The sequence below is a fragment of the Parablautia muri genome, from assembly GCF_009917485.1.
GTDB classification, from domain to species: domain Bacteria; phylum Bacillota; class Clostridia; order Lachnospirales; family Lachnospiraceae; genus Suilimivivens; species Suilimivivens muri.
Window position 1 is genome coordinate 1 of sequence record NZ_QZDT01000046.1, and the last position, 14,568, is coordinate 14,568.

Below are 14,568 nucleotides of genomic sequence, written 5' to 3' on the forward strand. Positions count from 1 at the left end.
AGCAGGCAAAAATATATGAGGCTCTCGGAGTGAAGGTACCAACCTCGTCATGTTAACTCCGAGAATCCAGGTATCAAACCAGAATTGATTTGGTTTTCTATGCCGATTACAGAATTGATCGTTGCTATTTATGCAGCATATAGAATGATTGTTTATACGAAGCGGCTGATTCCACAACGGAAAAGTTGAACCACCGTATGCCGAACAGCACGTATTGGCGGTAGTGTGTCACGCAAAGTGCACAAGAGAGGAAGGATAATATCGCAGAAAAATTTCGCTGCTTTCACTTGAGAGCAGCCCCAGGATATTATTATCGTTTTCCTCTAAATACTGCAAAAGATGGCGGAACACGGATCGGGCGAACTGCTGTCAGAATATTATCCATGTGTGTGGCTGCAGTCAGCCGCACTTTTGATAATGTGTCCGAATAATTCCTTACAGAGTTCTATCAGTAAATCATCCTTTGTTTCAAAATGGGCATAAAAGGTGCTTCGCCCGATATTCGCCTTGTCAATGATTTTCTGGCCGGGCTTCCCATGACGATTGTAGCCAGTGTATTCTTGTTGTTGGATTTGGTTCTATATTTAGCAGAGGAATTTGGAGGAGAAGCCGTATCTATTACCATTCTTCCGTTTGACCCCGCATGCATGATGGTGATGAAACACTTTCGGTGCATTGGATTTATGATAAAAAGCATCAATGTGTAAGAATGTGTAGAATCACATGGAAAGACCGGAGGCTTCAAAAGGGAAAACAAACACTACAATCTGGCCGATACTTATGATTTCTAAATTTAGTATGAATCGAAAGAACTTTTATATTTTATTTGACTAATAAATCTTACTGGTGTAATATCTAATAGCATACATCAATTTTTTTAACTCGAAATCTTACAAAAGTAATATTTATGGCAAATATTTATTATAATATATTTTAAAATGGAGAGCAGGTCATGGCAAAAAAGAATCGAAGATATAAAAGGGAGAGGTAGAAGTGGTTATGTTGTGGGAAAAGATAAAACGGTTTTGGAGAACTGGCTTGAACGAAAAGAATAGAAGATATCTTTTATTTGCAATGATTAGCATGATAATGATGATATTGACCGGGTGTAGCAACGAAACACCGGAGGTATCGGACATTGAGATAACACAGACAGACAATAAAGTGTATTCTTCCGATGAAAATGATTCTGCCGATGCAGAACGCATAAAGGAGATTCTCAGTGATATTTATAGTGAGGCAGTAGACACAAATACATTGGGAAGTCTGGATATGATGCGGCGCATGGTAATCAGGCTTGGGGAAAGTGGTTATGTGGCTGTTGACAGTGGGAATCAGATTGACATGACGCAGGCGGAGCAGGCGCTTGCATTTTGCAAAGCAGTAGATGAAAAAAAGACAGCTGAATTAACGATTATAGTGATTATGGAGATGGGGATTCGTAAATTTGATTTGAAAACAGAGGTCGGCAATGTAACTATTGTCAGGGGATATTATCAATATGACCAGAATGGAAGTCTGAGAAACAGAAGCACAGTAAGTTATCCGGCGGACTTCTGGCAGTATACAGAGGAAGGGTATTTAATGTTTGAAGGAAGCTGCTTTTCAGATGAGGGTTATGTACTGACATTAAGTGACACACCGGAACATACGATGCTTCGGATTTTGCCTTTGGATGAAAAGTGTAGGGAATATAACAGAAAGTATATCCTGCCAGTTGGTTATGAGCTGAACAACCTGTTTCTCTGTAATTGGAGTGAGGGCGATTTTGGAGATTTGGATTTTTACGATTTATTTGACAGGTTCTATCCAATGATGCACAGCCGGCAAGTGCCTTATGTGGCGGATGAGAACTTAGAAGTTGGAGCAGTTTATCAGATACCGGGAGAATTATTTGAGAATGTGATCGGGGCATATTTCAATATAGACAGCGAAACGCTCCGTTCCAAAACAATATATATCTCAGAGCTTGCCGCCTATGAGTACAGACCACGAGGCTTTTATGAGGCGGAATATCCGGATATTGCGTATCCGGAAGTAGTGGATTATACGAAGAATGAGGATGGGACAGTTGTGCTTCATATCAATGCAGTATATCCCAATGGAAATATGTCAAAGGAGTTTTCACATACAACCGTGATTCGTCCATTAAAGGAGGACAGTTTTCAATATGTATCGAATGAGATAATTATACCAGAAGGAGATGATAGCATTTGGTGGCATTCAAATCGGTTGACAGAGGAAGAATGGAGAGAGGTTTATGGAGGAAATGGATCGTGAAAGACGTGAAACGACTGTTAAAAAATGGGAGAGTATTTTTTCTGGTAATGCTTATAGCGGTAATGACAGGAAGCTTTATGCGGGTAAAAGGGAGTAAAAACAAAAAAGAGCAATCAGAGGTTGTGTGGGAGCCGACAGTAGAAATTGTAAACGGTGATATTGCAGAAACAGGTACGGAAGAAGGCGAAACGGAATCAGATTTATGGTTTCTTCCACAGGCGGAACATTGCCTGATAACGGATGCAGAAAAGGAAGAACTAAATCATCGGGCATTGACAGCCGCAGGACAAGTAAAAGAAGTGTATCAAGACATAGAAATAACGGATGAATTGTCCTTTGGATCAAATATCAAAGATTTTACGAAAGAACAGTGCAAAGAAGTAGTTTCCCTTCTTGGTAACGCAGGATATGTCAGCGTTACGGAAGATACCAATATGGAGAACTACGGGGAAATTGAAGATTTCTATGCTGCATATATAGAGAAGCGTGATGCGATGGTTACGATATTTGATGTAAACAGGGATGGACTTCTTGGCGTGATTACTTTTATATATAGGGGAAGTGAATTGCAGACATATTATGTAGGAATTGGCTGGCAGAAGGGAGGAATGCCAGAGATCAGAAATACGTTAGTCCGTGATATAGCTGAAATCAAATTGACAGAGAAAGGCTATTTTATTTATGCTCATGAAATTGTGATACCTCATTCCAGCCTGCGCCAGTATTGGAGAATAAAGCCGCTTTCAGATAAATGCCGGGAATTGACCACAAAATATGTATATGGATTAAGCTATGTAAATTACAATGTTCTTGTGACCAATTGGGACAGTAACAATGTAGAAGATATTCTGATGCCCTGTATGTTTGAGGATATATACCGGATATATACCGGGGAAAATTTAAGGACGGAAAACTGGAGAATACCTGCGGACACATACGAAAGAATAATGACGACATATTTTCCGGCGTCAGCAGAACAATTACGGGAAAAATGCGGCTATGATGAAGATAGCAATAGCTATGAGTATGAAATGATATTTGCAAGCCAGTATCCGCCTTTTGGAGAAGTTGTTGATTATACGGAAAATCCGGATGGAACAATCACGCTTATTGTTGATGGGGTATGGGCTGATTACAATTCTGACCTTGCTTTTACCAATAGAATCGTGGTACAGCCATTCCCGGATGGCACGTTCAGATATTTATCCAATACGATAGAGCAGAAGGAATTAGAAGTGCCAAAGGGAGGAAGATGAAAGAGGGATAATCATGAAACGAAAGAAAAAGTTTTTCTTAATCGCTAATGTGATGTTGTGTGCCGCCCTGCTTGGCGCCTGCGGAAAAGGGAAAGAAAATCAAAAGGATTCCAATGAAAAATGGGAAGATGCCTATAAAGAGATTGTCCGTAACATGGAAAGCTATTTAGCAGATCCGTATAGCTTCCGGCAGGAGTCTGAATGGGCAAACAGCGATGCCTGCATCGGTTATATTGGGACACACGATTTTGATGACGATGGTGTTCCTGAATTAATCATAGGGGATGATAAATCAATAGGGATATTTGCCTGTGAGGGCGGCATGGTAAAAAAGATTGCAGATTTGTATGAACCGGAGGAATGGGGCCGCATTAACGGGGTGCAATACAAGGATAATACAATTATCCTCATAAATAGCGGTTCGGATGGAAGTTGCTATGTCTGTTTTTCATACCAGGATGGAGAATGTAACAGGGATTTTTGATGAATATAATCCGGATACGGCGACTGTCAACAGGAAAGAAGTTACGGAAGAAGAATTTGAAATGTGGTTCGATTTAGCAGGATTGTTGGAGGATAGTTCGATTCCCCGGAGCAGGATAAAAAAGGAGAATGGAATTGCCACGGCTTTTGTAATAGATGTTTTCCAGAAAGAAGATGAATATATTCTGACAGAAGATTTGGATTTCGGTGCAATAGAATGGTGATGCATTGGATATACGGAAGGGCAGAGATATCAAGGAAACAAAATTCTGGATGATGGGATTTCAAATATACCGGAATATCAATACTGGATGATCAGAGAGTAATTAAGGGAATCGCCTGACGCTGAAAAAAGAAGAAAGGATATGGAACAATGAAAAAGATAATAAAGTTTATATTAGGTTTTGTGGCTGCTGTTTTTATCATAATTGCTGTGCTTTGGGGGAGTTTCGTCTATGTGTCAGATTACAAAATAACAGAGGCAGATACTTCTGTTTCCCCGGATGGAGATCATGAACTGGTTTTACAGGCTGTCGGAGAGGCTGATTTCCCGTTTGGTTCTGCTTCAGGAAGACTGATTCTTTATGAGGGTAAAAGCAGAATATCCAAAGCAGACTTTGAGCTGTTTGATGACGGCGGGTGCATACGCAGCAGCATATGGGAGGTGACATGGCATGAGGATTATGTGGAAGTAATTCTGTCCGGAGATGAACAGATCGATGAGCAGATTATCCTATATTTTGATGGGAGAAAAGCAGTAAAACAGTTAACGGATTGGGACAGGTATGGAGAAGCATGGGCATGGGATGTAAGTGAAAGTGGAGAGATAAATCCTCAGACAGCTTATGATCCGCAGACAACTTATGCAGGCGAATCACAAGATATGGAAATAGATGGGAATGATGTAAACTTGGATGATGACATTGACTCAATAGAAAAAATAAATGAGTATATAATACAAGAACAGTCGTTTGATGTTACGTTAGATGATTGGGGAGAAGTTACATTTGTATCTTGCAGCCCGCTAGCCTGGCAATCTTATAAAGAAACATCATTTTTCTTGGTTAGGAATGACCAGATATTATATAAATTTCCTTGTAGTAATCTAAAGGGCTTTGAAGGATTATTTGATAGTGTTGGTGCAGTTGCTTTTCGGGACATAAATGATGATGGAAAAGATGATATTGTTATTATCATTAACTATATCACAGGGGCGGGACCGCAGGGAATGATTCCCCGTCCGGCAGCTAGAATATTTTTAGCCGGGGAAAATGAATTTTATATTGCTGATGATATGGAAAAGGATGTTACAGAGCATATACCGGAAAAAGAAATGACGATTGCATCTATTTGTAATTACTTAAAAAACAATAACGAAATCATGGAAAAAAATACTCCCTTTTAAGTAAGTACATTTTACCTGGATTACTTAAAAAGGGGCATTGTTTTGTAAAATGGAGAGCTGTGGAGCAGATTTTTATTCTTTCCATATACCCATATCGGACAGGATAGAAAGGGAAATTTCTGATGCTTTACTGCCTGTGGCATTTTCAGCAGTTTGAATGTTGGCAGCAAAAAAGTATGTATTGCCAGCAGTTTCAATATAGCCTACAAACCAGCCATTCACATCCTGACCATCTACACGTCCGGTTCCGGTTTTTCCATAAAAGTTTTGGCCTTCCGATGAAAAAAGGCAGATAGAATTTTTTACGGCATTTACATTTTCCGGGACAAAGCCAAAACGATTGTTCTGGAGAGCTGTTAAAAGTTCCACCTGCTCTACCGGGGAGATTTTTAATATCCCTTGCATCCAGTATGAGGAAAGGCTTGCATTTACATTCTCATTTCCATACCCTATTTTTCGGATGTAACTCTGAATGGCAGATGAACCAATCTGCTTATCTATTTCCTCAAAATACCAATTGACAGAGGCTTGCATGGCAGAAAGTAAATCCTGATTCCCGTTCCATGCTTCAAATGGGTAATTTGTTCCGTCCCATGCCATGAAAGAATCATCTGGCGCAATTACACCATCCTCCAGACCAAACAGCGCATCATAGATTTTGTAAGTAGAATTTGGTGCTGTCCTTAAAGTGGCTTGCTCCATGTCATAGACCTTCCATGTATCGCCTTTCAAATCATATAGTACAAAGCTGCCTTCATATCCGTTGAAATAGGCAGACAGGTCAATCGTGGAAACCTTGTCAGAAGAGATATTCCACTGATACCGGCTCTGATCTGCAGCATAGGTGGAAAGCATCGGAGCAAGCCCGAAAAGAACAACACCAATCGCAGCAAAAGCAGTAAGTCCCTTTAATTTTCTGAAAACAGATGGTTTTTTATAAGAGGAGATATTAGCAATTCTTTGCTGCATCTGCTTCATGCTTCCGCTGATTCCGGCAGCAAAGGGGAATGGCGTAAGTGAAACTTTCTCCGCAAAATTGATGAGAGTATTTCCGTAATCTTCATAATCGCTTTCATCAAGGAGTTTTAGGACAGATGTATCACAGGCAACCTCTCGTTCGTTCCGCATTTCTTTTAATGCATACCAGACACATGGGTTACACCAGTAGAGTACGCCGAAAAAGTTCATAAGATAACCAGCCAGTGCGTCTTTATGTTTGTAATGCTGCAATTCGTGTAACAGCATATAGCGCATATCCGCAGCATTAAAATCCGAGATAAGATGGATCGGAAGATAAATACGGGGGTTGAATAATCCCACGATAATAGGGGATTTCAGGAAAGCAGTACTGTAAAGGGGAATATTTCTTTTTATTTTCAGCTCCCTTAAACAGTTATTGTACAAAATACGGACGGTCTTGTTCTGCAGGGGAAGCGCAGAATTTTTCATGGCGTTTAACCGGGATACTGACTTAATCACGAATAGAACCATAGCCAGAATACCAACCAGCCATATGCCGCATAAAATTAGTCCAATAATGGAGGGTGTTTTTCTGCTGACAGACAGTGCAAGGTCATTCATCTGTTTGATAGTGCCGGTTGTGCTGGGGGTTAGAAAACCTTCCGTGATCGTTCCCACGTTTGATGATACCACATTTTTCCATGCGCCAAGCAATGCGAGAACCTGCGTAAAAGAAGCCGGACGAAAGGGAACAAATGGAACTGCAAGAATCCCAAGCAGCAGAAACCATAAATTGAACTGCATCCGGCTGGTTAAATAATTTTTCAATGCCCGTTTGGCGATCATAAGAAAACCTATAATGATACAAATGAAAATATTACATAGGAAAAAGCGTATTCCAAACTCTGCCATGTTAATTCCCCCTGTTTTTTAAACCCTCCGCGAGGAGAGAACGGAGCGTGTCAATTTCTGATTTGGAGAGTTTGTCATCTTCGATATAGGAAGAAAGCATTGCTGTAATATCTCCGTCATAATACCGTTCAAGAAAAGCGTGGCTTTTCTGTCCAAGGTATTCTTTTTCTTCTATCAAGGGGGTATAAACGAAAATCCTGCTCTGCTTTTCATAGGAAAGCGCTCCTTTGGTTACAAGCCGCTTTATCAAGGTCTGAATTGTCTTAGGACTCCATTTTGTTGTTTGTGTCAGTTTTTCAGTGATTTCATTGGTGTTGATTGGTGCGTGTTTCCATATGACTTTCATTACTTCAAATTCAGCTTCTGAAATTTGTGGCAATGTTTTCATCTGTGATCCCCCTCCTTAAATCTTACGGCTGTAGTACATATTGTAATGTGAAAATAAGGAAATGTCAATCTGATAAAAATACCACACAGTACGTCATATCCAGTGGTGTACATGGAGGATGGCAAATACTATTTGGCAGTTTTTGTATTTTACTATAGTAAGGATGATATAGATGCTGGTAAAGTAGATAGGCCGACAACTTGGGCATTAATTAATATTGAAAATGGAGCTATTATAGAGGAACGACATAGCCCTGAGAATGAGTTTTCCGATGCAGGCTACGAAAAAAGTACGATATTCGTGCAGAGAAGCAATATGATACATCAAGGCAATATTATAAAGAAGCCTTTATGATACTTGATTCGGTAAGAAGCAAAATAATTGATAACGGTAGCATTACCTTGATAAGATTTTGGCCAATATCCCTAAGGAATATCAGAGGTTTAATACTGATTTGAGCATTTAGTATGCTGAGTCCCTTGGTGGATTGCTGCATGAAAAGACTTATTCCTGGATATCAAGTGCGAAAGCCCCTGAAAATGCGGCTTTGGCATTCCCAGAGGCTTCCTTAGGGGAGGATATATCCCCCAAAGGGAGGATAAGTATTTATTTATCTGTCGTATCTGTGGTTTTCCACATTGTCAAAGGAGGGGGATCCGTTGACATTAGTATTATGGCCCTACAAATCAAACTTTATTCAATCTAATTCATTTTTCTAAAAAAATTTTACATTTTATATAAATTAGGCTATAATAAAAAGCGTGTAGGTGTAAAATATCATTTTTGATAATGATAATGGTTAGTAGCATTAACACACATAATGATAGTTTTGCAAGTCTGTACGAAGGATATGCAGACCGGCATAAACTATGATACGAATTACTGATTAAGAAATCTGCCGGTGGCAGGTGAGGAGGAATTGTGTATGGCACTGCTAAAAAAATGGCGCGACATGGCCTATTCGGAAACAGCAAATAAGGGAGATTTGCAAAGACTTTGGTCCGATTATTTTCAGAAGGAAAAGGATATTTACGCGGAACTTTTAAAGAAACCTGACGAAGTGGTAAGCGGTACGGTAGAAGAATTAGCAGAAAAATATGGTATTGATATCATGACGATGACAGGTTTTCTGGATGGTATCAATGAGAGCTTAAAAGAAGAAAATCCTATTGAAGAAATGGAAGAAGATACACAGGTAAACTTAGGATTTGACAAAGAGCTCTTATATAAAAACATGGTTGCAGCCGGCGCTGATTGGCTTTATGAGCTGCCGGAATGGGAAGATATCTTTGACGAGGATAAAAGGAAGGCTCTTTACAGAGAACAGAAATCTTCTACAACGATAGTAAAACCTGATAAGGTTTACCCCAATGATCCCTGTCCCTGCGGAAGCGGCAAAAAGTATAAAAAGTGCTGTGGAAGGAAAGGCTGATGGTTAGCCGGATAGGACAGGCTGTGGCAACCTTTGAATCGGGATATACCTGTGCGCAGTCTGTGTTTGCTACGTATGCGGATTTATTTGGCATGGATCGGGAAACAGCTCTAAAGCTGGCAAGTCCTATGGGCGGAGGCGTGGGAAGAATGCGGGAGATCTGCGGAGTTGTGTCGGCAATGGCGCTTCTTGCAGGCCTGAAAGAGGGCAATACGGATCCGTCTAATGAGGACGGTAAAGAGAGAATTTATCTCTTAACCAGGCAGATGGCGGACAGGTTCAAAGAAAAAAACGGAACGATTATCTGCCGTGAGCTTTTAGGAATTGAAGGCATGGAAGAAAGCGCAAAGCCTTCGGTCAGAACCAAAGAATATTACGCATCCAGACCATGCAGCAGGCTGGTAGCGGATGCTGCCAGAATAATAGAAGAAGCGCTGCTTGCTGATGAGGAGAATGGTTCGTTTCAGTAATTTACGTCCATGCATTACAAAGTAGTGCATGGCGTTTTTCTTATAATAAGCTGTCTCGAGAAACGTGGCGTCCGTTGTTGCAACAAGCTGGCTTACGAAGTGCGGTATATGGCGTTAAATGAGCTGATTTGCATGGCAAAGCAGTGCCTGGTTCATAAAGTCGGCTTGCGGGGTAAGTGATGTCCCGTTGGCTGGCCCTGTAAGGCGTGATGAGGTAAAGCATTTGAATGAAAGGAGAAAGGAAAGGTATGAAAGAGAAGTGGGAAAGCTTTAAGGAAACTTTAGATGATATAAGAAGTATGAGTAAGAAAGAATTTTTGCTGGTAATGGCAGTGTGTGCGTTAGGCGGAATCGTGATTGGAATGTTGATTTCACCCAGAAAATCTAAGACATTGGGGTGTTATAACGGAGACAACAGTGGAAACAGTGGCAAAGGCGAGGATGCCATAGAGGAAGAAACTATGGATGAAATTTCAGATTGGGAGGATTAAAATGAAAGTCATGTTAAAAGATGGCTCTGCCAAAGAATATGACAGTGCCAGAAGTGTTTATGAAATAGCTTTGGATATCAGCGAAGGACTTGCCAGGGCAGCATGCGCCGGCCAGGTGGATGGTGAAGTGGTAGATTTGCGCACTGTGATAGACAAGGATTGTTCTTTCAATATTCTGACGGCCAATGACCCGGAAGGGCTACGGGTGATAAGGCACACCTGCTCCCATGTGATGGCGGAGGCTGTTAAAAGAGTTTTTCCGGCAGCAAAGCTGGCAATCGGCCCGTCTATTGATACCGGCTATTATTATGATTTCGAGCATGAGCCCTTTTCCCGGGAAGACTTAGATAAAATAGAAGCCGAGATGAAGAAAATCATCAAGGAAGGACATAAGTTAGAGCGCTATACACTGCCCAGGGAAGAAGCAATTCAATTTATGGAGGAAAAGGGTGAGCCTTACAAGGTAGAATTAATCAGAGATTTGCCAAAGGATGCTGAGATTTCATTCTACAGCCAGGGGGATTTTACGGATCTTTGTGCAGGACCACATTTGATGAGCACGAAAGGAATCAAGGTATTTAAGCTGACATCTTCCTCCGGAGCTTACTGGAGAGGAAATTCCGACAATGCCATGCTGCAGAGAATTTATGGCACGGCTTTCCAGAAAAAGGAGGAGCTGGCGGAGTATTTAGAGTATTTGGAGAATATTAAGCTGCGCGACCACAATAAGCTGGGCCGTGAGATGGAGCTGTTTACCACGGTGGATGTAGTTGGACAGGGGCTTCCCCTTCTTATGCCTAAGGGAGCCAAAATGATTCAGACCATGCAGCGCTGGATTGAAGATTTGGAGGACAACGAGTGGGGATATGTGAGAACGAAAACCCCCTTTATGGCAAAGAGCGATTTGTATAAGATCTCTGGTCATTGGGACCATTATAAAGAAGGAATGTTTGTGTTAGGAGACGAGGAGAGGGACAAAGAAGTATTTGCCCTGCGGCCCATGACCTGTCCTTTCCAGTATTATGTTTATAAAGCGTCCCAGCATTCCTACAGGGAACTACCCCTTCGCTACGGCGAGACTTCCACGCTCTTTAGGAACGAAGATTCAGGCGAAATGCACGGACTTACCAGGGTGCGCCAGTTTACAATTTCGGAAGGTCATCTGATCATCCGTCCGGACCAGGCCCAGGAGGAGTTAAAGAGATGTCTGGACTTGGCGGTATACTGCCTGACCACACTGGGATTGCAGGATGAAGTGACTTACCGCCTGTCCAAGTGGGATCCTGAAAACAAGGAAAAATATCTGGGGGATGAAGAATACTGGGAGTCCACCCAGAGTAAAATCAGAGAGATTCTGACAGATTACGGTGTACCGTTTACAGAGGCAGACGGAGAAGCGGCTTTTTACGGTCCTAAAATTGATATACAGGCAAAGAATGTGTATGGCAAAGAAGATACGATGATTACTATTCAGTTAGATTGTGCCATTGCTGAAAACTTTGACATGTATTACATTGACCAAAATGGTGAAAAGGTCCGGCCTTACATTATTCATAGAACTTCCCTGGGATGCTATGAAAGAACTTTGGCATGGCTGATTGAAAAATACGAGGGTAAATTCCCTACGTGGCTGTGCCCGGAACAGGTTAGGGTTCTCCCCATTTCTGATAAATATGAGGAATATGCAAAAAAGGTTCAGGCACAGCTTAGAAAAAATGGCGTACTCGCAGAGGTGGACGGACGCTCTGAAAAGATTGGCTTTAAGATTCGTGAAGCAAGACTTGCGAAGCTTCCCTATATGCTGGTGGTAGGGGGACAGGAGGAGACGGATGGAACGGTATCTGTCAGGAGCCGCTTTGCAGGGGATGAGGGAGTGAAAGCCCTGGATGTATTTATTGAGCAGATTTGTAAGGAAATTAGAACCAAAGAAATTCGGAAGGAAGAAAAAGAGCAGTAATTTATGTTTTTGGGCCTTTGCAGGGAAATGCAAAGGCCTGTATGAGCTATTTTACGGATATTCATTTCGGAAAGCGGATGACTGCCAAAGAAAGAGGTTGCGGATGGAGCATAAGAAAAAGTGGGATGAAATGTTGGGAATACTGCTGTTGGCACTTAGCGCCGGTCTTCTTGGCGTATCCGCTTTTTTATGCGCAGGGAGCGATCTTTGGTACGATGAAGTGTTCACTATGGGGCTTGCATCAAGGCCCTTTGGGGAATTGGTTTCCATTACGGCAAGGGATGTTCATCCGCCTCTTTATTATATGCTTGTAAAGCTGTTGATTGCCGTACCAGGCAAAATCGGTATGCATCAGGCGGCCGCTGCCAAATTGGTTTCCGTGCTGCCTTTTTTCTTCTGTCTGCTTTATGCTTTTTTGAAGGTAAAAAAATTATTTGGTATGTTTACGGCAGGCCTTTTTAGCTTTCTGATACTTACCATGCCCCAACTGGCGGATTATACGGTAGAGGTCAGAATGTACGGCTGGGCATTGTTTTTTGTGACCGCCGGAATGCTGCATGCTTATGAATGGGTGTCTGCAGGGGAAAGGAAAAATGAAGATGCCAGCTTATCTTTTGGTAAGGCGAAAATAAAGGCCTGCGAAAAAGAATTTACACAGGAGGCAAAAGGCCATAGGAAGAAAAATGTCCGTTATATCAACTGGTGCGCTATGACCGGCTTGCTTTTGGCAGCTTGTTATACCCATTATTTTGCCTGCGTGGCTGCCGGTATGGTTTATTTGTATTTATGGATTGCACTTTGGCAGGAACAAAGGCTAAAGGAGGAAGGGAAAGCTTTCATGCTCAGCGGATTGCTTTGTGGGGCAGGATATCTGCCCTGGGTTCTTGCGGTGGTTACAAGGCAGGTTGGCCAAGTCAAGGAAAACTATTGGATTCAACCCCTTAGCTGGCGAAGCCTGGGAGGATGCGTTAAGTTTTTGTTTCAGCCCTTTTTTTCCCACAAAACCTTGAATATTATTATAGCGGTGCTGCTGTTTTCGTGTTATGCAGCGCTTTTTGTGTGGTCTGTGTTTAGAGGCTGTGGAGGCAGCAGACGCATTGGGCTTAAAGACATGGTTTCCCGGGGCAAAGATTTTGAAGGAATCAAAGGATACAATGCGGTGCGAAAGGGTTTATTTACCCAAAAGGACTGTGGTGTGCAGACGGATTTGTGGGGGAAAGGAGAACTATTAGACAGGCGGAAAGCCTTCTTTTCGGTGGGATGCGCCGGAGTGCTTGCAGGGTTGGTCGCATTTGGGTTTTTAGCCTCTTTTTTGATACGTCCTGTTTTTGTTTACCGCTATATGCTCCCGGCGCTGGGGGTATTTTGGCTGGGATTTGCAGTGATGGTCTCATGCTATTTGAATAAAAAGTATATGGTTATGCCTCTTATGGCCTTTTTGCTGGTGATAGGACTTAGAAATTACCGTGCTTTTTACGGGGAGGAAATGTGGAAAAAAATTCAGATGGATGGGGCGGAGGGAGTTTTTTCCCAGATAGAGAATGAAGATATTGTGGTGTGCAATTTTGACCAGGTTCAGGCAATGGCAGCGTATTATCTTCCGAATGAGATTTATCTTTGGTATGGGGAGCCGGAGCCTTTGGTATGCCAGATGTATCCCCAAAGCCACGGGCTGGTGGAAGGAGAATTTTCTGATGAAGCTGGTATACGAAAGTTAAGAAAACTGCTTGACTCAGGGAGGAGAGTGTGGTTTATGGGCAGTGGAAATGCACGGGATGAAATTATTGAAAAGTGGGAGAGGGCCGGTATAGGAGCGGATGAGCAGGCGAGTGCTATGGTGGAGCGGTACTGGTTTAATTTATATAAGATTTTTTATGAAAATGAATAAGTCATGGACAATCAGCCATACTGATTATTGTAGGATAATAAGAAAGTGAAAGGTTGAGAATTTTAAGCAATCGGCTGTCTTTTTAAGCAAGGCAGTGTTTGGTTGTTTCAACTTTTAGAATGGAGGGAAATATGGCTGAATTGAAATGTTCTGTGGATAATTGTGCTTATAATAAGGGTGAATGCTGCTGTAAAGGCGATATCATGGTAGGCGGAAAGCATGCCTGTCATGAAGATGATACTTGCTGTGAAAGTTTCTCGGAAGCCGGGATTGACCGGTTTACCAGCGCTTTAGAGCATCCAAGCAGAACTATCAGCATTGACTGCGAAGCAGTGGACTGTGTTCACAATAGCAATTACAAATGTGTGGCGGAGCATGTGGATATTAAGGGATGCGGCGCAAGCAATTGTAAGGAGACATGCTGTTCAACTTTTGAAGAAAAGTAAGAAGGAATTTTTAGGGTAAGCGCCGTTTTGCATCGGTGTCATTTAAGGTTTCGCTTAGGCTGCGTATTTTGCAGCCAAAGTGAAACTTTATTAATAGGAAGGATTTTTGAAGGGCGAAGGAACTCTTGAAAAACATCACGCATTTATGCTTGTATGCATTTATGCGTGTGCGCTTAGATGAGGTTCTTTCGAATCTAGCA

At 41.9% G+C, this 14,568-nt stretch carries 16 protein-coding genes; 13 read left to right on the forward strand and 3 right to left on the reverse strand.

The features are described 5' to 3' along the window. Nucleotides 1–377: 377 nt before the first annotated feature. Nucleotides 378–518 carry a TetR/AcrR family transcriptional regulator gene (locus tag D5281_RS27235; RefSeq protein ID WP_408637295.1) on the reverse strand — a complete coding sequence of 47 codons (141 nt, stop codon included), beginning with the start codon at nucleotides 516–518 and terminating at the stop codon, nucleotides 378–380. Here D5281_RS27235 and D5281_RS19110 point away from each other — a divergent pair. The 6 genes from D5281_RS19110 (at nucleotide 474) to D5281_RS25950 (ending at nucleotide 5,424) form a co-directional block, all read left to right on the forward strand. Continuing rightward, entirely contained in the window at nucleotides 474–707 is a 234-nt protein-coding gene (locus D5281_RS19110; RefSeq protein ID WP_160561674.1) for a hypothetical protein, read from the forward strand. The genes D5281_RS27235 and D5281_RS19110 overlap by 45 nt on opposite strands. A 331-nt stretch (nucleotides 708–1,038) precedes the next feature. Continuing rightward, entirely contained in the window at nucleotides 1,039–2,280 is a 1,242-nt protein-coding gene (locus tag D5281_RS19115) for a DUF6070 family protein (protein WP_330585162.1), read from the forward strand. After that, the gene (locus tag D5281_RS19120; RefSeq protein ID WP_330585163.1) at nucleotides 2,277–3,536 is read left to right on the forward strand and encodes a DUF6070 family protein; all 1,260 of its coding nucleotides are present in this window, start codon (nucleotides 2,277–2,279) and stop codon (nucleotides 3,534–3,536) included. Before D5281_RS19115 ends, D5281_RS19120 begins: the two co-directional genes overlap by 4 nt. Before the next feature lie 13 nt (nucleotides 3,537–3,549). Continuing rightward, on the forward strand, nucleotides 3,550–4,020 hold the full coding sequence (locus tag D5281_RS19125) for a hypothetical protein (protein ID WP_160561675.1): 471 nt from the start codon (nucleotides 3,550–3,552) through the stop codon (nucleotides 4,018–4,020). Then, complete coding sequence (locus D5281_RS19130) at nucleotides 3,974–4,243, forward strand: hypothetical protein (RefSeq protein WP_160561676.1); 270 nt, start codon at nucleotides 3,974–3,976, stop codon at nucleotides 4,241–4,243. Before D5281_RS19125 ends, D5281_RS19130 begins: the two co-directional genes overlap by 47 nt. A 149-nt stretch (nucleotides 4,244–4,392) precedes the next feature. Then, entirely contained in the window at nucleotides 4,393–5,424 is a 1,032-nt protein-coding gene (locus D5281_RS25950; RefSeq protein WP_277935465.1) for a hypothetical protein, read from the forward strand. 72 nt (nucleotides 5,425–5,496) lie between these two features. Here the strand turns inward: D5281_RS25950 and D5281_RS19140 are convergent, their stop codons facing one another. Continuing rightward, complete coding sequence (locus tag D5281_RS19140) at nucleotides 5,497–7,296, reverse strand: BlaR1 family beta-lactam sensor/signal transducer (RefSeq protein WP_160561677.1); 1,800 nt, start codon at nucleotides 7,294–7,296, stop codon at nucleotides 5,497–5,499. A 1-nt stretch (nucleotide 7,297) separates the two neighbouring features. Beyond that, nucleotides 7,298–7,684, reverse strand: coding sequence for a BlaI/MecI/CopY family transcriptional regulator (locus D5281_RS19145; RefSeq protein ID WP_160561678.1), 387 nt, complete (start codon nucleotides 7,682–7,684; stop codon nucleotides 7,298–7,300). Nucleotides 7,685–7,816: 132 nt separating this feature from the next. Here D5281_RS19145 and D5281_RS19150 point away from each other — a divergent pair, with 132 nt between their 5' ends. The 7 genes from D5281_RS19150 (at nucleotide 7,817) to D5281_RS19180 (ending at nucleotide 14,368) form a co-directional block, all read left to right on the forward strand. Then, complete coding sequence (locus D5281_RS19150) at nucleotides 7,817–8,038, forward strand: hypothetical protein (protein WP_160561679.1); 222 nt, start codon at nucleotides 7,817–7,819, stop codon at nucleotides 8,036–8,038. 571 nt (nucleotides 8,039–8,609) lie between these two features. Beyond that, nucleotides 8,610–9,116 carry an SEC-C metal-binding domain-containing protein gene (locus tag D5281_RS19155; RefSeq protein ID WP_160561680.1) on the forward strand — a complete coding sequence of 169 codons (507 nt, stop codon included), beginning with the start codon at nucleotides 8,610–8,612 and terminating at the stop codon, nucleotides 9,114–9,116. Then, the gene (locus D5281_RS19160) at nucleotides 9,116–9,586 is read left to right on the forward strand and encodes a C-GCAxxG-C-C family protein (protein WP_160561681.1); all 471 of its coding nucleotides are present in this window, start codon (nucleotides 9,116–9,118) and stop codon (nucleotides 9,584–9,586) included. The genes D5281_RS19155 and D5281_RS19160 overlap by 1 nt, the downstream gene beginning before the upstream one ends. Nucleotides 9,587–9,834: 248 nt before the next feature. Then, nucleotides 9,835–10,077 (forward strand): hypothetical protein, encoded by a 243-nt coding sequence (locus tag D5281_RS19165; RefSeq protein WP_160561682.1) that lies wholly within the window; start codon nucleotides 9,835–9,837, stop codon nucleotides 10,075–10,077. Nucleotide 10,078: 1 nt separating this feature from the next. Beyond that, nucleotides 10,079–12,034 (forward strand): threonine--tRNA ligase, encoded by a 1,956-nt coding sequence (gene thrS, locus D5281_RS19170; RefSeq protein ID WP_160561683.1) that lies wholly within the window; start codon nucleotides 10,079–10,081, stop codon nucleotides 12,032–12,034. A 103-nt stretch (nucleotides 12,035–12,137) separates the two neighbouring features. Next, complete coding sequence (locus D5281_RS19175) at nucleotides 12,138–13,922, forward strand: hypothetical protein (RefSeq protein ID WP_160561684.1); 1,785 nt, start codon at nucleotides 12,138–12,140, stop codon at nucleotides 13,920–13,922. Nucleotides 13,923–14,053: 131 nt separating this feature from the next. Next, nucleotides 14,054–14,368, forward strand: a complete 315-nt coding sequence (locus D5281_RS19180) for a DUF1540 domain-containing protein (RefSeq protein WP_160561685.1) — start codon at nucleotides 14,054–14,056, stop codon at nucleotides 14,366–14,368. Nucleotides 14,369–14,568 lie beyond the last annotated feature (200 nt).

Coding starts and splice junctions, on each gene's coding strand:
- D5281_RS19130 (WP_160561676.1), top strand. CDS start 3,974: ATGTCTGTTTTTCATACCAGGATGGAGAATGTAACAGGGATTTTTGAT.
- D5281_RS19180 (WP_160561685.1), top strand. CDS start 14,054: ATGGCTGAATTGAAATGTTCTGTGGATAATTGTGCTTATAATAAGGGT.
- D5281_RS19140 (WP_160561677.1), bottom strand. CDS start 7,296: ATGGCAGAGTTTGGAATACGCTTTTTCCTATGTAATATTTTCATTTGT.
- D5281_RS19175 (WP_160561684.1), top strand. CDS start 12,138: ATGGAGCATAAGAAAAAGTGGGATGAAATGTTGGGAATACTGCTGTTG.
- D5281_RS19125 (WP_160561675.1), top strand. CDS start 3,550: ATGAAACGAAAGAAAAAGTTTTTCTTAATCGCTAATGTGATGTTGTGT.
- D5281_RS19165 (WP_160561682.1), top strand. CDS start 9,835: ATGAAAGAGAAGTGGGAAAGCTTTAAGGAAACTTTAGATGATATAAGA.
- D5281_RS19155 (WP_160561680.1), top strand. CDS start 8,610: ATGGCACTGCTAAAAAAATGGCGCGACATGGCCTATTCGGAAACAGCA.
- D5281_RS19145 (WP_160561678.1), bottom strand. CDS start 7,684: ATGAAAACATTGCCACAAATTTCAGAAGCTGAATTTGAAGTAATGAAA.
- D5281_RS19160 (WP_160561681.1), top strand. CDS start 9,116: ATGGTTAGCCGGATAGGACAGGCTGTGGCAACCTTTGAATCGGGATAT.
- D5281_RS19110 (WP_160561674.1), top strand. CDS start 474: ATGGGCATAAAAGGTGCTTCGCCCGATATTCGCCTTGTCAATGATTTT.
- D5281_RS25950 (WP_277935465.1), top strand. CDS start 4,393: ATGAAAAAGATAATAAAGTTTATATTAGGTTTTGTGGCTGCTGTTTTT.
- thrS (WP_160561683.1), top strand. CDS start 10,079: ATGAAAGTCATGTTAAAAGATGGCTCTGCCAAAGAATATGACAGTGCC.